Source organism: Pusillibacter faecalis (assembly GCF_018408705.1).
In the GTDB taxonomy this organism is placed as follows: domain Bacteria; phylum Bacillota; class Clostridia; order Oscillospirales; family Oscillospiraceae; genus Oscillibacter; species Oscillibacter faecalis.
The window spans coordinates 1,243,495-1,263,600 of record NZ_AP023420.1 but is presented as its reverse complement, the minus strand read 5'-3'; the positions used below and the strand labels follow the sequence as shown (position 1 = coordinate 1,263,600).

Here is a 20,106-nt window from a genome sequence, read left to right as displayed (position 1 = left end):
GGAACATATGAAAAAACCGATTCTGGGAATCTCCATGGGCGACCCCTTCGGCAACGGCCCGGAGATTACCGTCAAAGCGCTGTCCGACAAGACGGTTTACGACCGCTGCCGCCCGCTGGTGGTGGGCGATGTCAGCTCCATGGAGTACGCCGCCCGGGTGGCCAGGAAGGTCTCCGGCATCGACGTGCAGGTGCGGGCCGTTCACGCGGTCAGCGAGGCGCGCTTTGAGTACGGCGTCATCGACGTCTATGATCTGGGCCTTGTCAAGTCGGAGGATATCCCCGGCGACAGCGCCGACCCCAAGCCTTTTGGCCTGGGCGCCACGGCCCTGGGCGGTGAGGCGGCTTTCCAGTATGTGGTGAAGGTGATTGAGCTGGCCCAGGCCGGCGAGGTGGACGCTACCATTACCAACGCCCTGAGCAAGGAGGCCATCAACATGGCCGGCCACCACTACTCCGGCCACACGGAGATTTACGCCGACTACACCCACACCTCCAAGTACACCATGATGCTGGCCCATGAGGACCTGCGGGTGGTCCACGTGTCCACCCACGTCTCCCTGCGGGAGGCCTGCGACCGGGTGAAGAAGGACCGGGTGCTGGACGTCATCCGCATTGCCAATGCCGGCTGCAAGGCCATCGGCATCAAGGAACCCAAGATTGCAGTGGCGGGCCTCAACCCCCACTGCGGCGAAAACGGGATGTTCGGCACGGAGGAGATTGAGGAGATTCAGCCCGCCATTGATGCGGCCCTGGCGGAGGGCATCAACGTGGTGGAAAAGAAGCCTACCCCGCCCGACACCGTATTTTCCAAGGCCCTTGGCGGCTGGTACGACATTGTGGTGGTTATGTACCACGACCAGGGGCACATTCCCCTGAAGGTCAAGGGCTTTGTCTATAATAAGGCCGAGGGCCACTGGGACGCCGTAGCCGGGGTGAATGTGACGCTGGGGCTTCCCATCATCCGGGCCAGCGTGGACCATGGGACGGGCTTCGGCCATGCCGGAGACGGCCACGCCAACGAGCTGAGCCTGGTGAATGCCATGGACTACGGCATCCGGATGGCCCTTGCGAAAGAGCATGAAGCTGTATCTGCACCGCTGGGCGGTTGTTGATAAAAATTTTAAGGAGGAACCAACATGTTTAAGAAGATTTCTGCCCTGTTTCTTGCGATGCTGATGGCGATGTCCCTGATGGCCTGCGACCAGAAGCTGGAGGAGGCCCCCGATGACTCCGATGACGCACAAACTGAGGAGAGCGTCTCTGGCGAGGGGCTGAACGGCCCGGTCAACCTGACCCTGGCCGCCCAGGAGGTGGGCACCGGTGCCTACTCCGTAGCCGCCGCCATCCAGAGCGCCATGATGAAGGGTCTGCCTGAGGGCTCCACCATCGACCTGACCACCAACTCTCCCGGCGGCGTGGGAGCTCCTGTGCTGATCCAGAACGAGGAGTGCGATCTGATTGTCTCCAACGCCGGCCCCTCCCAGTGGAGCTATACTATGACGCCTGACGAGTATGACTTCGGCGGCTGCACGGACATCACCACCCTGGGCGGCGGCCTGGGCCACACCTTCACCATCGTGATGTTCACCCAGAAGTTCGTGGACGAGACCGGCTATACCTCTCTGGAGGAGGTCATCGCTGACCGCTATCCCATCAAGCTGATCACCAAGAAGAACGGCTCCCTGGGCGAGCTGACCGCAGAGCGCGTGATTGAGGCCTGCGGAAGCTCTGTGGAGGATTTCCTCTCCTTCGCCACCTGGGAGAAGACCGGCACGGACGCCATCAAGAGCGGCCTGCAGGACGACCTGTACGATATGACCATTGACCACATCGACGCCGGCCAGGCCACCACCACCGAAATCTGCCTGACCCACGACATGTACTTCGTCCAGCTGGGCGATGAGGCTCTGGCCAACATGCAGACCATGGGGTATGCCCCCATCGTCATGGAGGCCGGCACCTGGAACGGCCAGGACACCGACATCAACTCCATGGGTTCCCAGCAGAATGTTCTGGTTCCCGCCAGCATGGACGAGGAGCTGGCCTATGCCCTGACCAAGGCCATGTGCGAGAACAAGGACGAGATGGCTCAGGCGGTTGCGTCTCTTGGCTACTTCGATCCCCAGACCGCCGGCTCTGCTGAGATGTGCGGCGCGCCCCTGCATCCCGGCGCCATCCGCTACTATGAGGAGAACGGCTATCCTTACGACGCCTGATGCGGAAAAGAGCGATCTTGCATGTCTGAGCTTTTAAAAGGAAATGCGGCCATTGTCACCGGCTCCTCCCGGGGAATCGGAAAAGCAATTGCCCTGGCCTTTGCGGAGCATGGGGCGGATCTGGTGATCCACGGGACAAACCAGACGGCCCTGGAAGCGCTGCGAGAAGAGATCCGGGGCATGGGGGCGCGCTGCGAGTATGTGGCGGGAGATATCGGGGAGTATGACACTGCCCGGCGCCTGGCGGAAACCTGCCTGTCCGCGTATGGAAGGATTGACACCCTGGTAAACAATGCCGGAATCAACAGCCGTTACCGCTTTGAGGACCTGCCGCTGGAGGAATGGGACAGGATGCTCCGCACAAACCTCACCAGTGCGTTTTACACCTGTAAATGCGTGGTGCCCCATATGCTGGAGCAAAAGAGCGGCTGCATCATCAATATGTCCTCCTCCGCCGGAAAGACAGCCCATCCAAATGCCTCGATCTGCTATGGCGTCAGCAAGGCCGGCATCAATTCTTTGACACAAAAGCTGGCCTATGATCTGGCGCCCTCCGGAATCCGGGTGAACGCCGTATGCCCGGGTCCCATTGAAACGGATATGTCCCAGCAGTGGACGCCGGAGTACCGGGAGAAGGTCTACAGCGCCATTCCCCTGCGCCGCTTAGGAACGGGAGAGGATGTTGCCAATGTGGCCGTATTTCTGGCATCGGAGATGTCCGCCTTCATTGTGGGGGAATCCATCAATGTCAACGGCGGCAAATACATGAATTGACCTTTGCCCTCCCGTGTGTGAGCGCCATCATCTGATGAGGCCGGACGGGTGAGACCCCGCCCGTCCGGCCGTTTGCCCCCCTGAAATCCAGTTCCTTTGATGAGGAGGAGAAAACGTGGAAAACAACAAAAAGTGGAACCTGCGCAATATTGCCGCCATTGCGGTTACAGTGGCGTTCTTTGCGTTCCAGATGTATATCGCGCTGATTAAGCAATTCCCACCCATGCTCCAAAGCCCCCTGCATCTGATTTTTGCGCTGACTTTGGTGTATGTGTATTTCCCCGCTGACTACAACTACCGGAAGAAGATCCGCAAGGCCGCCGAGGCCGCGGGAACCGCGCCGGACCCCGCCGTGATGAAGAAGCGGGCCTGGACCAATTGGCTGGATCTGCCTGCCTTCGTGGGCATCGGGTACATGCTCTGGTATGTCCTGACGCAAAACGAGCGGCTGACGGACTTCGTCATCGGCATCTCCGACGTCTATATCATGGACTACATCGGCATGGTTGTGACCATTTTGCTGCTGCTGATGGCGGTCTACCGCACCCTGGGACTGACGCTGGCGGTGTTTATCACGGTGTTCATCGTCTACGCCTGGGTGTCCCCGTATCTGCCCGGTATTTTCTATACAAAGCCCAAGTCCAGCATGCTGAAGTTCCTGAACCAGTTTACAGCCGGCATGACCATGACGGAGAGCGGCGTGTTCGGAACCCCTTTGTTTACCTCTGCCAGCACACTGTTCTACTTCATCGTGTTCGGCTCCTTCTTCTCCACCATTGGCGGCGGCCAGCTGCTCATTGACATGGGCATGAAGGTGTCCAACAAGTCCTCCGGCGGCCCCGCGAAGGCGGCGGTTCTGTCTTCCGGTCTGATGGGCATGATCTCCGGCTCCGCGGTTGCGAACGTGGCTACCACCGGTGTGATGACCATCCCCATGATGAAGAAGATTGGCTATGAGCCTGAGGAGGCCGGCGCTGTGGAGGCGGTTGCCTCTACCGGCGGCCAGATCATGCCCCCCATCATGGGCGTGGGCGCCTTCATCATGGCGGAGATGCTGGGCGTGAACTACATGAAGATTGCCGTTGCGGCCATCATTCCCGCCATTGCCTACTACTTCGCCGTGTTTGTCCTGGTGGACCGTGTCGCGGCCAAGCGCGCCGCCAACATTGACGGCACCGTGGACGCCTCTATCCGGGTGGACCGGAAAATCCTGCCCCGGCTGTATCTGCTGCTGCCCGCCGTGCTGCTGGTGGTTTGGATTATCCGCGGCGCATCCCTGATGCGTGCCGGCATGATCGGAATCTTTGCCTGCATTGCCTGTAATGTGATCAATTACTTCGTCAATAAAGAGGACTTTATTGACCTCAAGGGCCTGGGCGCCTGCTGCATCGACGGCGCCAAGCAGGCCGCCAGCATCGCCATCCCCACGGCTGCCTGCGGTATCATCATCAACGTGGTCACGGGCCAGACCTCTCTTGCCACGAACCTCTCCAACCTCATCAGCGCCCTGGGCACCAGCAACCTCTTCCTGGCATTGCTAATCGCCATGGTGGGCTGCATGATCCTGGGCATGGCTTTGCCCACAGTGGCGGCCTATTTGGTGGGTGTGATCCTGTTCGTGCCCTGCATCCGGCCCATTCTGCTGGCTGGCGGCATGGCCGACTTTACCTCCAACCTCTGCGCGAACATGTTCGTGTTCTATTATGGCATCATGGCCCAGATCACGCCGCCGGTGTGCGTGGCGTCGTATACAGCGGCGGGTATCGCGGACGCCAACGCCATGAAAACCGGACTGAAGGGCTTCACCTATGCCATGGTGGGCTTCCTGGTTCCCTTTGTGTTTGTCTACAATCCCCCCATCCTGCTGGAGGGCACGCTGGTGGAGATCGTCATCGCCACGGCGCAGCTGGCCCTGGGCACCTATTTCCTGGCCGTGATGGTGGCGGGCTTCTTCAAGTGCAACATGAACAAGTTTGAGCGGACGCTGCTGTTCGTGGCGGCGCTGTGCCTGATCGCACCGGAGATGATCAGTTCGATTATCGGCGCGGTGCTGGGCATTGTGATTTTGTTCTTGAACATGGGACGCGCGAAGAAAACAGTGGCCGGAGGCGTCAGCGCATGAATGAGCGGCATCAGGTGGCCATCGCCGGAATGGGCCTTGCGGCGCTGACAACGGCGGCCCGTTTGACGGAACTCGGCATCACAGAGATTGCCCTGTACGCCAATGGCTTTGGCGGTACACCATATATCGCGGCCATCAACTTTGTTTTACCGGACAATCCCTATGGGGACACACCGGAACAATACTGCGAGGATATGATCCACGCCGGCTATGAGATTGGAAACCGTGAGCTGGTGCAGGACATGGCCCGGCACACGGTGGAAGGCTATGAGCTGCTGCGGCGCTGGGGCGTCACCTTTGCCCACAACGCCGACGGTTCCATTAAGCTGCGCCACGTCTCAGGCCACACGTATCCCCGTTCTTTATGCCAGACGACAGAGCTGATCGGGGAAGAGATCATGAAGGTCATGCTCCCCAAGCTGGAAGCGGCCGGCGTGAAAATCTACCGCAACTGCCAGGTGGTGGACCTGCTGACGGAGCAGGGCGCGGTGGCCGGCATGACGGTCCGGGAGCAGGGAAAGCTCCGCCAGGTCTATGCACCCGTGGTGGTGGCGGCCTGGGGCGGCGCCGGCAATCTGTTGGGCAAGTCTACCTATCCCGGAGACATTCAGGGGAATACCCTGGGAATGGCGAAAAAGGCCGGCGCTGAGATGGTTGACATGGAGTTTATGGAGTTTGAGCCCCTGGTGATTCTGGACCCGCCTGGGGCGGCGGGCGAGCCCTCTCCAACGGCCATGCTGGGCGAGGGCGGGTATCTCCGCAACGCCGAAGGAGAGCGCTTCTTGCTGCGGGTACGGCCCCAGGGCGAGGCGGGGGCCTCCAAATCCCTGATCAACCGGGAGGCTTGGAAAGAAGTCCAGGCGGGAAAGGGAAGCCCCCACGGGGGCGTCTATCTGGACCTGCGGCATGTAGACCGGGCGGTTTTGAAGTCTTATCCCTGGTTCTTTGACCGGCTGATGCACAGCGGCTGCGACCCCAATGAACAGCAGTTGGAAATTGGTCCCATGGTTCACAGCTTCTCCGGCGGCATCCAGGTAAATCTGGACTACGCCTCCAATGTTCCGGGACTCTACGCTGTAGGCGAGGCCTGCGGCGGTATCCACGGCGCCTGCCGCTGTGCCGGCAACGCCGGCAGCCAGGCAGCCCTCTCCGGCATGCTGTGCGCGGAGGGCATCGCAAGAAACGGTGTGCCGGAAAAGGCACCGCAAGAGCAGCCCGTCACCTATCGGGAGGACCTTGCTGCCCGGGAGCGTCTTCTCCCCAAGGTGCGTGAGATCGGCGCCGGGGCTTTGGGCATCTACCGCAGCGGTAAGGAGCTGGCGGCGGCGGGGGAGGCGCTGGACGCTCTCCTTCAAAGCGGCGAGCTGCGGGCGGACAGCTTCACGGAGCAAAGCGCCCTCTCCATCCGAATGATTTTGCAGGCCGCGCTGAACCGCAGGGAGAGCCGCGGTACCCATAACCGCCTGGATTACCCCGAGATGGACCCCGCCTATGAGCGGGAATTTACGATCTGAACGGCCGTCACGTTTGGACAAGTGAGGTGTCAATCATGAAATATCCTGTGTTGCCCGGGCTGACGCCTGACGGCACCGTGTATGAAAACCCCGCGATGGGAACCGTGGAGGCGATGCTGCCCCCAGGCCCCTACGCAACCGCTCATGCCCCGACCCTGCTGGAGCTTGAAAACGGCGATCTTCTGTGCGCGTGGTTTGCCGGCTCCTACGAGGGCAGCGCCGACGTCAGCGTGATCTGCTCCCGCCTGGAAAAGGACAGCGGCCGGTGGAGCGAGCCGGTGCTGGTTTCCGGCGATCCCCATCGCAGCGAGCAGAACCCCTCGCTGTTCCTTGCCCCCGGCGGCGAGGTGTGGGCCATGTATACAGCCCAGCTGGACCGCATGGAAGGGAAGGACAACATGCAGTTCACCTCCGTGGTGCGCCGCCAGCGCAGTACCGACGGCGGCCGCACCTGGGGGACCTATGATGTGGTATTCCCGGAGGAGGGCACGTTCTGCCGCCAGCCCATCCAAATCCTCTCCAACGGACGCTGGATTTTCGGTAACTGGATCTGCAGCGACAGTGCCTCCGGTTTGGCGGGGGACCCCTCTGCCTTCCGGCTCTCCGACGACCAGGGAAAAACCTGGCGGCGGGTGGACATGCCAGGCAGCCACGGGCGGGTGCATCCCAACGTGGTGGAGCTGGAGCCGGGACATTTGGCGGCGTTTATGCGCAGCCGCGCGGCGGACTTCATTTACCGCAGCGAGTCCTTGGACTATGGCGAGACCTGGTCTGAACCGGTCCCCACGCCGCTGCCCAACAACAACTCCAGCATCAGTGCCGTGAAGCTGAAAAGCGGCCGGATCGCCATTGCCTATAATCCGACTTGTACACCAGAGCCGAAGGCGGACGAGGCCGCATGGCCGGGCCTGCGGTGCCCGGTGGCCGTGGCTCTCTCCGAGGACGGCGGGCTGACGTTCCCCCTGATCCGCCACATGGAGCTGGGGGAGGGCTTTGTAGGGGAGGAGAACTCCACCAACAACCGCCAGTACGAGTACCCCTACCTCATGCAGGGAAAGGATGGAATGCTGCACCTGGCCTTTGCCTATCAGACCCGCCGGGGCGTAAAGTGGATGACATTCTCCGAAGAGGACGTCATCGGACGCAAGCGGGAGCGGGTGGGCGTCTACAATCCCACCGCGGCCAAGGTCCAATAAAACGGTTGCCTGATCCTTAAAAGGCGGCCGTCATCTGTGCAGGGCCGCTTTTGACAGATGGACTCTCCCGGTTCGGGAGGAGAAATGAGGGTTGTGATGAAAAACAGATTTGAGCTGGTTCACGTAGGGATCAATACGGAAAGCCCTGAGAAGGCGCTTCAGCTGGCAGAGCTGTTGAGCGCAATGTTCCATCTGCAGCTGCGCCACGGAAAAAAATCGGAATTTGCCGGAGATTACTTTGAGTGTATGAAGGCTCCGTTCCTGGGCAGCAAGGGCCATATTGCCATGCAGACGGATGATCTGGCCGCCGCCGTGGAGGAGTTGAGAGAAAAGGGCTTTTCCTTTCGGATGGACACCGCCGCCTATACGGAGGAGGGCAGGCTGAAGAATATCTATCTGGATGGAGAGTTTGGCGGTTTCGCCATTCATATTCTGCAGAAGTGACCGCCTGACAACCGGACGCATCCATGCGTTTGAAAAACGAGATAGCCCCTGCGAAAGCTGTGTGCAGGGGGAGAGAACGTCCGCTGTTTGAACCGCTTGTTCAAACGGCGGACGTTTCATGCTCCTGTGTGAAGGTCCGGGCCCAATCAAAGGAGGTCCGGCGCGGCTGCATCATGGAGATTGCCCTGCAAGGGATGCACTCCGGCTGATTTTCTGGCTAAAACGGTCCTTCTGACCGGCGCTTGGAACGGCTGTGGGATAGCCGCCGCCAAAGCAGGCAGTGCAAAAGCCCTCCGCGCCGGCTCCGGCCAGCTGGCCGGTATGCTCCAGAGAGAGGTAGCCCAGGGAATCCACGCCGATGATCCGGGCGATCTCCTCCACGGTGTGGCGGGTTGCGATGAGGTCCTCGGCGCTGTCTATGTCCGTCCCGTAATAACACGGCGATACAAAGGGCGGGGCGCTGACCCGCATGTGAATTTCCCGGACCCCCGCACGGCGCAGCAGATCAATCATACGACGGCAGGTAGTGCCCCGGACAATGGAATCATCCACCAGTACCACCCGCTTCCCCTTCACTACGGAACGAATGGGATTCAACTTGAAACTGACGCCATCCTCCCGCAGGGATTGGGTGGGGGCCAAAAAGGTACGGCCCACATACTTGTTTTTGGTGAATCCCAGGGCGTAGGGGATGCCGGATGCGGAGGCATAACCCAGGGCCGCGTCCAGCCCGGAATCCGGCACGCCCACCACCACATCCGCTTCCACGGGATGCTCCTTGGCCAAAAACGCGCCGGCCTGCTGCCGGGCCTGGGTGACGCTGCAGCCGTCTATGACGGAGTCCGGCCGAGCGAAGTAGATGAACTCAAACACGCACAGCCGCCGGGGGACCGTGTCGCAGTGGGAGGCATCGGAGTGAACGCCGTCCCGCCCCACGGTGACGATCTCACCGGGACGGATGTCCCGCTCCAAAACGGCGCCCACTGCGTCCAGGGCGCAGGATTCTGAGGCGAACACCACGGACCCGTCGGGGCGGCGGCCCATACACAAGGGGCGGAACCCATGGGGGTCCCGCACGGCAATCAGCTTGGTGGGAGAGGCAATGACCAGGGAATAAGCGCCCTCCAGATCGTTCATGGCAGAGCGGACAGCTGCCTCAATGGACGGCGTGCGCAGCCGTTCCCGAACCAGAAGGTATGCGATGACTTCGGAATCCGTGGTGGTGTGGAAAATGGAGCCCTGCTCCTCCAGCATCCGGCGCAGTTCCATGGAGTTGGTGAGGTTCCCGTTGTGGGCAAGGGCCATGCGGCCCTTGAAGTGATTGATCATCAGGGGCTGGGCGTTCAGGGCGGCATCGGAGCCGGTGGTGGCGTAACGGACGTGTCCCACAGCGATTTGGCCGGCTCCAAGGCTTTGCAGCCTTTGCCGGGGAAGTGCCTCGCCTGCCAGCCCCACACCCCGCCAGACGGAGAACACCCCATCGTCGTTCACGGCAATGCCAGCACTCTCCTGGCCGCGGTGCTGGAGGGCAAAGAGCCCGTAATAGGCAAGGGACGCAACATCCGCCGTCTCCGGAGAGAACAGGCCGAACACGCCGCACTCCTCATGTAAATGGCGCTCCCGGCGCGGCACCTTACGCATCATGCTCCGTCATCCGCCGCATCACCTCGGCGTATGCCTCCTCCACGCGGCCCAGGTCCTGGCGAAAACGGTCTTTGTCCAGCTTTTCCTGGGTGCCGCTGTCCCAGAGACGGCAGGTGTCTGGGCTAATCTCATCCGCCAGGACGATGGAGCCGTTCCGCAGGCGGCCAAACTCTAGCTTGAAATCTACCAGAGTGATCCCACAGCCCGCCCAGAATGTCCGCAGCAGCTCGTTTACCCGGAGGGCGAGAGTGCGGATCACAGTGAGTTCCTCCGGCGCCGCCAGATTCAAGGCCAGGGCGTGGCTGGTGTTCAGCAGAGGGTCCCCCAGGGCGTCGTTCTTATAGGAGAACTCAAAGGTGGGGCAGTCCAATACCACCCCCTCCTCCACGCCATAGCGTTTGGAGAAGGAGCCGGCGGCGATGTTGCGGACAATAACCTCCAGCGGAATCACGCTCACCCGCTTGACCAGGGTCTCTCGTTCATTGAGCTCAGCAATGAAATGGGTGGGAACGCCGTTTTCCTCCAAATAACGCATCAGGCGGTTGCTCATCTGGTTGTTTACGGCGCCCTTGCCGGCAATGCGCCCTTTTTTCAGACCGTTGAAGGCAGTGGCGTCGTCTTTATAGGAGACGATCAGCGACTCCGGGTCGTCGGTCCGGTAGACCCGCTTCGCCTTTCCCTCATACAGCAGCTCTCTTTTTTCCACAGTGATACCTCCTTGTTGATGTTTGACAGCTCACACGCCGCTGCCGCCATAGTTGGATAAGACCCGGGCGGAGGGGTCGTCCACGTCGCAGCCGCGCCAGTCTTTGTTGGGCATCCAGAAGCCGGGGATCATCCGGCTCTGTCCGGGGTAATACCGCTCAAAAAGCTCCCGGTAGAGAAGGGACTCCTTCGTAAAGGGTGGGGAATCAGCGTATTTCCGGACCTTTTGAGAGAATTCCGCGTCCGAATAACGGCTCTCGGCATACGCCTTTAGATCATCCACCATGGAGTGCCCCACTGCGTCCGAAAAGGCTGCCTTTTCCCGAAGGAGGATGTCCCGGGGCAGATAGTCCCCCTCAAAGGCCCGGCGCAGGAGATATTTCCCCTTGCCGTATTGGTTGCGCTTTTTTTCCGGGTCAATGGACATGACATAGCGGACAAAGTCCAGGTCCCCGAAGGGCACCCGGGCCTCCAGAGAGTTCACGGAGATGCAGCGGTCCGCCCGCAGCACGTCGTAGCAGTGGAGCTCCCGGACCCGCTTTTCCGCCTCCTTCTGGAACTCTGCCGCGGAGGGGGCGAAGTCCGTGTACTTGTAGCCGAAGAGCTCGTCGGAGACCTCTCCGGTCAACAGCACCCGGATGTCGGTGGTCTCATGGATGGCCCTGCACACCAGATACATGCCGATACTGGCCCGGATGGTGGTGATGTCATAGGTCCCCAGCAGGGCCACCACCGGCTCCAGAGCGTTCAGAACATCCTGCCGGGTGATGATCACCTCGGTGTGGCTGGCGCCGAGATACGCGGCCACCTCCCGCGCGTATTTGAGGTCAATGGCGTCCTCCCGCATGCCGATGGCAAAGGTGCGAATGGGCTCTGGGTGGTTTTTGGCCGCAATGGCACACACCAGGGAGGAGTCCAGTCCGCCGCTGAGCAAAAAGCCCACCCCGGCGTCGGCCACCAGCCGCTTTTCCACGCTCCGAATCAGCTTTTCCCGGATGTTTTGGCAGATGGTATCCAGATCGTCTGTTACGACATGTTCCACGGCGGTCATGTCCGCGTAGCGGATGAAGCGCCCATCCTGATAGTAGTGCCCGGGGGGGAAGGGGTGAATCTCACCAACCAACCCCACCAGATTTTTGGCCTCGCTGGCAAAGACGATGACGCCACGGCTGTCATAGCCGTAAAACAGCGGCCGGATTCCGATGGGGTCCCGGGCGGCCAGATAGCTGCCTGTCTCCGCGTCAAAGAGGATGCAGGCAAACTCCGCATCCAGCATCCGGAACATCTCCACCCCATACTCCCGGTACAGGGGCAAAAGCACCTCGCAGTCGGAGCCGCTGACAAAGGCGTATTTTCCGGAGAGCTGGCTGCGAATCCGCTCATATCCATAGATTTCACCGTTGCACACCACATAGCTCCCATCCAGGGAGAAGGGCTGCATTCCCTCCGGCGTCAGGCCCATGATGGCAAGGCGGTGGAACCCCAGAAGGCCCATGCCAGTGTCGATGATCCGGCTGTCGTCAGGCCCCCGGGACTTGGTGCGGAAGAACCCCTCGCGGAATGCTTCGTAATCGGCGTCAAGACCGCAATATCCCATGATGGAACACATCTTGTTACCTCCCAACCCAGCGCACCAGATCGCGACGTGGCCGGCTGGTACGCTGAAAAAACTTGATGATGAAATGGCCCGGCTCAGACGGTATCCCTTCACCGCCCTGACCGCCCCCCTCAGCGGACGCTGAAAAGGAGGTCCCCGTAGGTCGGGTAGGGCCAGCAGTCGGAGGCGGTCAGCGTCTCAGCCTCGTCCACGGCGGCCCGCAGGGCCCCCATGGCCGGCAGAACCTCGTCCCGGATGCGGCAGGACACGGCCGCGAAGCCGCTCCCGGCCTGGAGCTCGGCCATGAGCCGTTCCAGTGCGCCGGTCTGTTCGGCAATCCGGTCTGTAAGGCCGGAGAGCCGGCGCACCAGCTCCGTCTCATAGAGGCACGGAAGCTCCGGCGTCAGGGACTTTTTGGCGGCGGCAGCGGAGGCGACCTGGGCGGCATAGCACTCCACCGCAGGCAGGATGTCCCGGCGGGACATATCTACCATCGTGAGGGCCTCAATGCTCACACACTTGCAGTAGTTTTCCAGGGTGATCTCATAGCGAGACTCCAGCTCTGCTTTGGAATAGACCTTCAGCCCGGTGAGCATGTCTACGTTTTTCTTCTCCAGGAGGCAGGGTACGCAGTCCGGCGTTGTGCGCAGATTGGATAGGCCCCGCTTTTCCGCCTCCCGCAGCCAGGCGCCGTCATAGCCGTTGCCGTTGAAGATGATGCGCTTGTGGGTTCGGATGGTGTCCTTGATCAGAGCGTGGATGGCGGCGTCCAGGTCTTCCGCACCCTCCAGACAATCCGCGAACTGCCGGAGGGTGTCCGCCACGGCGCTGTTGAGCATGATGTTGACACAGGCGATGGAGTTGGCGGAGCCCAGCATCCGGAACTCAAACTTGTTGCCTGTGAAGGCGAAGGGGGACGTGCGGTTGCGGTCCGTGGTGTCCCGAAGGAACCGGGGCAGCGCGGGTACGCCCAGCTTCATCCGGGTGCGCTCTGCGCCCTGATAGGGCTCCTCCGCCTCAATGGATTTGAGCACCGCCGTCAGCTCGTCGCCCAGGAAGATGGAGACCACGGCGGGTGGAGCCTCATTGGCGCCCAGCCGGTGATCGTTCCCGGCGGAGGCAACCGATGTGCGCAGAAGGTCCTGGTAGTTATCCACGGCCTGAATCACCGCGCACAAAAACAGCAGGAACTGGGCATTTTCGTGAGGCGTCTCGCCGGGGGAGAGCAGGTTCACGCCGGCGTCCGTGGCCAGGGACCAGTTGTTGTGCTTGCCGGAGCCGTTGACGCCGGCAAAGGGCTTTTCGTGCAGCAGGCACACCATGCCGTGCCGGGCAGCTATGGTCTGCATGAGCTCCATGGTCAGCTGATTGTGGTCGGTTGCCAGGTTGGTGGTGGTGTAAATGGGCGCCAGCTCATGCTGGGCGGGGGCCACCTCGTTGTGCTCGGTTTTGGCCAGGATACCCAGCTTCCACAGCTCCTGGTCGAGGTCCTCCATAAAGGCCGCCACCCGGGGCTTGATGGAGCCGAAATAGTGGTCGTCCAGCTCCTGGCCTTTGGGCGGCCGGGCGCCAAAGAGGGTGCGCCCGGTATAGAGGAGGTCCGGACGGCGCTTGTAAACCGCGGCGTCCACCAGGAAATACTCCTGTTCCGGCCCCACACAGGTATGGACGCACTTCACACGGTCGTTGCCAAAGCACCGGAGAATCCGCAGGGCCTGGCGGTTCAGGGCCTCCATGGAGCGGAGCAGGGGAGTCTTTTTGTCCAGGGCTTCCCCGCCATAGGAACAGAAGGCCGTGGGGATATAGAGGGTTTTCCCCTTGACAAAGGCATAGGAGGTGGGGTCCCAGGCAGTGTAGCCCCGGGCCTCAAAGGTGGCCCGCAGCCCACCGGAGGGAAAGGAGGAGGCGTCCGGCTCGCCCTTAATGAGCTCCTTGCCGGAAAACTCCAGAATTACCCGGCCGTCCGGCGCGGGAGTGATGAAGCTGTCGTGCTTTTCCGCCGTGATGCCGGTCATGGGCTGGAACCAGTGGGTGAAGTGGGTGGCGCCCTTTTCCACCGCCCACTCCTTCATGGCCTCCGCCACGGCGTTGGCAACGGAGAGGTCCAGCTTCTCCCCCTCGTCAATGGTCTTTTTCAGCGAGTAGTAGACGTCGGCGGACAGGCGGGCCTTCATCACCCGGTCATCAAACACCATGCTTCCAAAATACTCCGGTACGCGCATTTCACAGTCACCTCACAGAAAAAATAAAACGACGATGGCACGGCAGGGGGAGTTCCCTCTGCGACGCCATCGTCGTGGATGGGGTAACTATACGCCGCTTCCGGCTATCCGTCAATGGAGAATTTTCCAAAAAACGAAACTTTCCGCTGGATTTTTTTGTGAAAGCATGTGTTGACAAGTGCATGACGCCAGCGGTATCATAGACTGCAAGAACAAAGATGTTCCGGCACAGGAGAGGTTTGCCCTCCCGTGCCGGACATCTTTTTTGCTATGCATATGGAACGGGCTGTGTGCCGCCCGGCGGGCATGGCCTGAGACGCGGACCGGGACGGTCCAGCAGAGCCTGTGGTGCGCTTCGGGCGCACGAGGCTGGATTCCATCAAAAGGATGTGTGGATATGAGATTACTGGAAGGTCAAGTGCGGATTCCCTCCGGCTGCGCCGTCTCCGCCGTCATCTCCCGGGAGGGCAGGCGTATGAGCGGCCAAAGCGTCATTGAGAGCATGAAACCCATGCATGACCGCTCCAACGGACTGGGTGGCGGCTTTGCCGGGTATGGCATCTATCCTGAATACCGGGATTTGTTTGCCCTGCATCTCTTTTTCCGGGACAATAGCTGCCGGAAGACCTGCGAGGCGTTTTTGAAGGAGCGCTTCGACGTGGTCTGGGCGGAGGAGATCCCCGTGCGGAAAATGCCCCAGATCACCGATGAGCCGCTGATCTGGCGCTATTTTGCCTCTCCGCTGCGCTCCGCGCTGCGGGCCATGCAGGTGGATGAAAAGGAGTTTGTCGTGCGCGCCGCCATGCGGATCAACCAGGAGTTGACCGGAGCGCATGTGTTTTCCTGCGGCAAAAACATGGGGGTATTCAAGGGCGTTGGCTACCCGGAGGACATCGGGGAATTTTACCGCCTGGGGGAGTACCGGGGCTACTGCTGGACCGCTCATGGACGCTATCCCACCAACACGCCGGGGTGGTGGGGTGGCGCGCATCCCTTCGCCCTGCTGGATTACTCGGTGGTCCATAACGGAGAGATCTCCTCCTATGACGCCAACCGCCGCTTTATGGAGATGTTTGGCTATCAATGCACACTTCAGACGGACACAGAGGTTATCACCTATATGCTGGACTACCTTCTGCGCCGCCAGGGATTGAGCCTGTCCGAGGCTGCGGCTGTGATGGCTGCGCCCTTTTGGAGCACCATTGCCCGCCGCCCGCCGGAGGAGCGGGAGGTGTTGACCTATCTCCGGACCGTGTTTTCCGGCCTGCTGGTAACAGGCCCCTTCTCCATCATCCTGGGCTTCGACGGCGGGCTGATGGCCCTCAATGACCGGCTGAAGCTGCGCGGCATGGTGGTGGGAGAGAAAGAGGACTTAGTTTATGTCGCCAGTGAGGAGGCGGCGATCCGCGCCATCGCGCCGGACGCGGAGAATCTCTACGCCCCCATGGGGGGCGAGCCGGTCATCGTCCGGGTAAAGGAGGGGGCGTACTGATGAAAATACAGGATTTTTATCCGGAGTTCGAGGTGATTCGGAACGACAGCCGCTGCACCCGGTGCCGCCTCTGCGAGCGGCAGTGCGCCAACGGCGTGCACAGCTTTGATGAGAGCCGCCGGCTGATGCTGGCCGACGAGAGCAGATGCGTCAACTGCCAGCGCTGCGTCCTGGTCTGTCCCGTCCGGGCGCTGAAAATTGTCAAAAGCGACTGTGCCCCGCGGGAAAACGCCAACTGGGATGCCGATACCATTCGGGAGGTTTACAAGCAGGCCGCCTCCGGCGGCGTGCTCCTCTCCTCCATGGGCAATCCCAAACCTCTCCCCATCTATTGGGATCGGATTTTGATCAACGCCTCCCAAGTGACCAATCCCTCCATTGACCCGCTGCGTGAGCCGATGGAGACCCGGGTGTTCCTGGGGAAGAAGCCAGACGCCGTGGAGCGGGACCCCTGGGGCCGCCTGGACTGCCGACTGCCGCCACAGCTGGAGCTGAGCATGCCGGTGATGTTCTCCGCCATGAGCTATGGCTCTATCAGCTATAACGCCCACGCCTGCCTTGCCCGGGCGGCGGAGGCGCTGGGCATCTGCTACAACTCCGGTGAGGGCGGCCTCCACGAAGATTTTTACCGCTACGGAGCCAATACCGTGGTACAGGTGGCGTCCGGCCGATTCGGCGTGCACAAGGAGTACCTGAAGGCCGGCGCGGCCATTGAGATCAAAATGGGCCAGGGAGCCAAGCCCGGCATCGGCGGGCACCTGCCGGGGGCCAAGATCGTAGGGGATGTGTCCCGCACCCGGATGGTGCCGGAGGGCTCCGACGCGATCTCTCCCGCGCCCCACCACGACATCTACTCCATTGAGGACTTGCGGCAGCTGGTATGCTCCTTGAAGGAAGCGACGGAATATCGCAAGCCCGTCATTGTCAAGGTGGCCGCCGTCCACAACATCGCGGCCATCGCCAGCGGCATTGCCCGCAGTGGGGCGGACATCATCGCCATTGACGGTTTCCGGGGCGGCACCGGCGCGGCGCCCACCCGTATTCGCGACCATGTGGGGATTCCTGTAGAACTGGCGCTGGCGGCGGTGGACCAACGGCTGAGGGACGAGGGCATCCGCAACCAGGTTTCTATCCTGGCCGGGGGCAGCATCCGCAGCTCCGCGGACGTCATCAAGGCGGTGGCCCTGGGAGCGGACGCCTGTTATGTGGCAACAGCCGCGCTGCTGGCGCTGGGATGCCATCTGTGCCGCACCTGCCAGAGCGGCCGGTGTAACTGGGGGATTGCCACCCAGCGCCCGGAGCTGGTGGCCCGGCTGGACCCGGAGGAGGGCAGCCGCCGCCTCATCAACCTGATGACCGCCTGGAACAACGAGATCAAGGAGTTCATGGGTGGCATGGGCATCAATTCCATTGAGGCGCTGCGCGGAAACCGAATGATGCTCCGGGGGCTGGGGCTCACGGACCGGGAGCTTCAGGTCCTGGGAATTGCTCACGCCGGGGAATAGGCATCTTTTTCTTGAAATTACGCGGAGGTATGGTACTATGTTAATCAATGCATCCTCTCTTAGCTATCAGGCGCTGAACGAAGCCATCCGAAAGGGCGGCATTGAGTGCCGGATCGAGGGCTGCCTGGGCCAGAGATTCATCGCCGCCGGCATGGACAGCCGCCGGATTTCCATTGACGGAATTCCCGGAAATGCCCTGGGCGCCTATCTCAACGGAGCGAACATTGAGGTAAACGGCAACGCCCAGGACGCGGTGGGCGATACTATGAATGCCGGGACCATTGTGGTTCATGGCAATGTGGGCGACGCGGCGGGCTACGCCATGCGGGGCGGAGCCATCTATATCCAGGGCAATGCCGGCTACCGTGCGGGCGTGCATATGAAAGCCTACGGAGACCGGCTGCCCATGATCGTGATCGGAGGCAGGGCCGGCAGCTTCCTGGGGGAGTATCAGGCCGGCGGTGTGATTGTGGTGTTGGGGCTCCACGCCGGGGAACAATCCATTGTTGGGAATTTCCCCTGTACCGGGATGCACGGCGGCAAGGTGTTTCTCCGCTCTGACTGCCGGGATGTGCGCTTTCCGGACCAGGTGACGGCCCGCCCCGCCCCGCCGGGGGAACTGGAGCCCCTTTACCCTGTGCTGGAGCGGTTTTGTGAGCTGTTCGGAGAGGATGTGGAGGAACTTTTGGACGTGCCGTTCACAGTGGCTACTCCGGACTCCAGCACGCCGTACCGCCAGATGTATGTTGCAAATTGATCAAAAGAAAGCAGGTGCGCCATGAAGTACACAGCTGATGAGGTCATCCAGTTTGTGGAGGAGGAGAACGTCAAATTTATCCGTCTGGCCTTTTGTGATATCTATGGGCGGCAGAAAAACATCTCTATTATGCCGGGAGAGCTCCGGCGGGCTTTTTCTGACGGCATGGTCTTTGACGCCTCGGCAATTGCCGGCTTCGGCGGCGCGGTGCGCTCGGACTTATTTTTGCGGCCGGACCCCTCCACACTTACCGGGCTTCCCTGGCGGCCGGAAAACGGCCGGGTGGTACGGATGTTCTGTGACATCACAAGGCCGGACGGCAGGGTATTTGAGGCCGACACCCGTCATCTTTTGAAGGTGGCTGTGGAGGACGCCCAGGCGGCGGGATACCGCTTTTCCTTTGGCGCTGAGATGGAATTCTATCTCTTCAAGACGGATGAGCATGGTGAGCCCACCAGGGAGCCTTACGACCACGCGGGCTATATGGATATCGCTCCGGACGACAGAGGGGAAAACATCCGCAGAGAGATTTGCCTGACGCTGGAGCAGATGGGCATCCGCCCGGAGAGCTCCCACCACGAGGAGGGCCCCGGTCAAAACGAGATTGACTTTCGCTATTCCGATCCCCTGACTGCAGCGGATAACGCGGTTACGTTCCGATCTGTGGTGCAGACCATTGCCGCCCGCAGCGGGCTCTGGGCGGATTTCTCTCCCAAGCCACTGAGCGACGCGCCCGGCAGCGGGCTGCATATCAATCTCTCCATCCACGGCGGTGTGGACACAGAGCCGCAGGTCATCGCGGGACTGCTGCGGCACGCCTATGATATCACAGCGTTTTTAAATCCCAGCAGGGAGTCCTATTTGCGGCTTGGCAGCAGGAAAGCGCCCGGCTTTATCACCTGGTCTTCTCAAAACCGGTCCCAGCTCATCCGGGTACCAGCCGCGGAGGGAGAATACCGCCGGGTGGAGCTGCGGTCCCCAGATCCAACCGCCAATCCCTATATCGCGTTTGCGCTGCTGATCTATGCGGTTCTAGATGGTTTTCACCGCAGGCTTCCCCTGCCGCCCAGCACGGATTTGAATCTCTACGAGGCGCCAGCGGAGCAGTTGGCGGGTTTTCGCCGTCTGCCAGCGTCCTTCGAGGAGGCGCGGGCGGCAGCGGCATCCAGCGCCTTTGTGCGGGAACACCTGCCCGCCGCTGTGCTGGAGGCTTACAGCGGGGAGTGAATACCGCGCGTTCTCAGTGGAAGGGGGGAGGCGGCCCATGGTATTTCAAGAGCGTACATACAGCGTGCTGCTGGTGTCCGCGGGAGGAAAATTTAACCAGACAGTTTCCGGGCTGCTGCCTCCCACCCATTTTGGGCCGGTCAGGATTGTAAAAAGCTCCGATGAGGCTCGCAGGACTTTGGTGAGTACCAGCTATGATATGGTGCTGATTAACGCACCTTTGCCGGATGACCTGGGCGTGCAGCTGGCAATCAGCATCTGCGGCCGCAGTGACGCCGGAGTTTTACTGTTTGTCAAAAACGAGGTGTTTCAGGAGGTCTATGACAAGGTCACGGAGCACGGCGTGCTGACGCTTTCCAAGCCGACCTCCACACAGCTGGTGCTTCAATCCGTGCGGGACCTGTGTGCCCTGCGGGAGCGCCTTCGGAAAATGGAGGAGAAGCATGCCTCTATTGAAGAGAAGATGCAGGAAATCCGTCTGGCCAACCGAGCCAAATGGGCGCTGATCCAGTGCCTGGGCATGTCGGAAGAGGCCGCGCACCACTATCTTGAAAAACAAGCCATGGATCACCGCATTTCCAGGCGGGAAGCGGCGATCCGGGTGCTGGCTACCTATCAGCCGCAGGAGCCACAGGACTGAGGGAGGACTCAACGCTGTTGGAACCGGGCAGGGGCGCGCTGCGGAGCGG

The 20,106-nt window shown here is 61.1% G+C and carries 16 protein-coding genes; 12 read left to right on the top strand and 4 right to left on the bottom strand.

Annotated features, from left to right (window positions below; all coding sequences use genetic code 11):
- Positions 1-7 precede the first annotated feature (7 nt).
- From pdxA to KJS55_RS06435, 7 genes are all read left to right on the top strand, one after another.
- Complete coding sequence (gene pdxA, locus KJS55_RS06465) at positions 8-1,114, top strand: 4-hydroxythreonine-4-phosphate dehydrogenase PdxA (RefSeq protein WP_187027839.1); 1,107 nt, start codon at positions 8-10, stop codon at positions 1,112-1,114.
- 24 nt (positions 1,115-1,138) lie between these two features.
- Positions 1,139-2,218 carry a TAXI family TRAP transporter solute-binding subunit gene (locus KJS55_RS06460; protein WP_187027840.1) on the top strand — a complete coding sequence of 360 codons (1,080 nt, stop codon included), beginning with the start codon at positions 1,139-1,141 and terminating at the stop codon, positions 2,216-2,218.
- 21 nt (positions 2,219-2,239) lie between these two features.
- The gene (locus KJS55_RS06455; protein WP_187027841.1) at positions 2,240-2,992 is read left to right on the top strand and encodes an SDR family NAD(P)-dependent oxidoreductase; all 753 of its coding nucleotides are present in this window, start codon (positions 2,240-2,242) and stop codon (positions 2,990-2,992) included.
- A 115-nt stretch (positions 2,993-3,107) separates the two neighbouring features.
- Positions 3,108-5,114, top strand: a complete 2,007-nt coding sequence (locus tag KJS55_RS06450) for a TRAP transporter permease (RefSeq protein ID WP_213542950.1) — start codon at positions 3,108-3,110, stop codon at positions 5,112-5,114.
- Positions 5,111-6,628 (top strand): FAD-binding protein, encoded by a 1,518-nt coding sequence (locus tag KJS55_RS06445; RefSeq protein WP_213542949.1) that lies wholly within the window; start codon positions 5,111-5,113, stop codon positions 6,626-6,628. Before KJS55_RS06450 ends, KJS55_RS06445 begins: the two co-directional genes overlap by 4 nt.
- A 35-nt stretch (positions 6,629-6,663) precedes the next feature.
- On the top strand, positions 6,664-7,824 hold the full coding sequence (locus KJS55_RS06440) for a sialidase family protein (RefSeq protein ID WP_187027844.1): 1,161 nt from the start codon (positions 6,664-6,666) through the stop codon (positions 7,822-7,824).
- 96 nt (positions 7,825-7,920) lie between these two features.
- Positions 7,921-8,268, top strand: a complete 348-nt coding sequence (locus KJS55_RS06435) for a 2-dehydro-3-deoxyphosphogluconate aldolase (RefSeq protein ID WP_187027845.1) — start codon at positions 7,921-7,923, stop codon at positions 8,266-8,268.
- A gap of 171 nt (positions 8,269-8,439) precedes the next feature.
- On the opposite strand, the gene purF is transcribed toward KJS55_RS06435, so the two are convergent.
- From purF to KJS55_RS06415, 4 genes are all read right to left on the bottom strand, one after another.
- Entirely contained in the window at positions 8,440-9,912 is a 1,473-nt protein-coding gene (gene purF, locus KJS55_RS06430) for an amidophosphoribosyltransferase (RefSeq protein WP_428846502.1), read from the bottom strand.
- Complete coding sequence (gene purC / locus KJS55_RS06425; protein ID WP_213542948.1) at positions 9,902-10,618, bottom strand: phosphoribosylaminoimidazolesuccinocarboxamide synthase; 717 nt, start codon at positions 10,616-10,618, stop codon at positions 9,902-9,904. Before purC ends, purF begins: the two co-directional genes overlap by 11 nt.
- Before the next feature lie 30 nt (positions 10,619-10,648).
- Positions 10,649-12,226, bottom strand: coding sequence for an asparagine synthase B (asnB, locus tag KJS55_RS06420; protein WP_187028291.1), 1,578 nt, complete (start codon positions 12,224-12,226; stop codon positions 10,649-10,651).
- Between the two features lie 119 nt (positions 12,227-12,345).
- On the bottom strand, positions 12,346-14,436 hold the full coding sequence (locus tag KJS55_RS06415) for a glutamine synthetase III family protein (RefSeq protein WP_213542947.1): 2,091 nt from the start codon (positions 14,434-14,436) through the stop codon (positions 12,346-12,348).
- A 397-nt stretch (positions 14,437-14,833) separates the two neighbouring features.
- On the opposite strand from KJS55_RS06415, the gene KJS55_RS06410 reads away from it, so the two are divergent.
- From KJS55_RS06410 to KJS55_RS06390, 5 genes are read left to right on the top strand one after another with little or no spacing between them, the layout of a single operon-like run.
- Positions 14,834-15,928 (top strand): class II glutamine amidotransferase, encoded by a 1,095-nt coding sequence (locus KJS55_RS06410; protein WP_187027848.1) that lies wholly within the window; start codon positions 14,834-14,836, stop codon positions 15,926-15,928.
- Positions 15,928-17,433 carry a glutamate synthase-related protein gene (locus KJS55_RS06405; protein WP_187027849.1) on the top strand — a complete coding sequence of 502 codons (1,506 nt, stop codon included), beginning with the start codon at positions 15,928-15,930 and terminating at the stop codon, positions 17,431-17,433. Before KJS55_RS06410 ends, KJS55_RS06405 begins: the two co-directional genes overlap by 1 nt.
- 37 nt (positions 17,434-17,470) lie before the next feature.
- Positions 17,471-18,190, top strand: coding sequence for a GltB/FmdC/FwdC-like GXGXG domain-containing protein (locus KJS55_RS06400; RefSeq protein ID WP_213542946.1), 720 nt, complete (start codon positions 17,471-17,473; stop codon positions 18,188-18,190).
- A 21-nt stretch (positions 18,191-18,211) separates the two neighbouring features.
- Positions 18,212-19,417 carry a glutamine synthetase family protein gene (locus KJS55_RS06395; protein WP_213542945.1) on the top strand — a complete coding sequence of 402 codons (1,206 nt, stop codon included), beginning with the start codon at positions 18,212-18,214 and terminating at the stop codon, positions 19,415-19,417.
- A gap of 37 nt (positions 19,418-19,454) precedes the next feature.
- Positions 19,455-20,057 (top strand): ANTAR domain-containing response regulator, encoded by a 603-nt coding sequence (locus KJS55_RS06390; RefSeq protein WP_187027852.1) that lies wholly within the window; start codon positions 19,455-19,457, stop codon positions 20,055-20,057.
- Positions 20,058-20,106 lie beyond the last annotated feature (49 nt).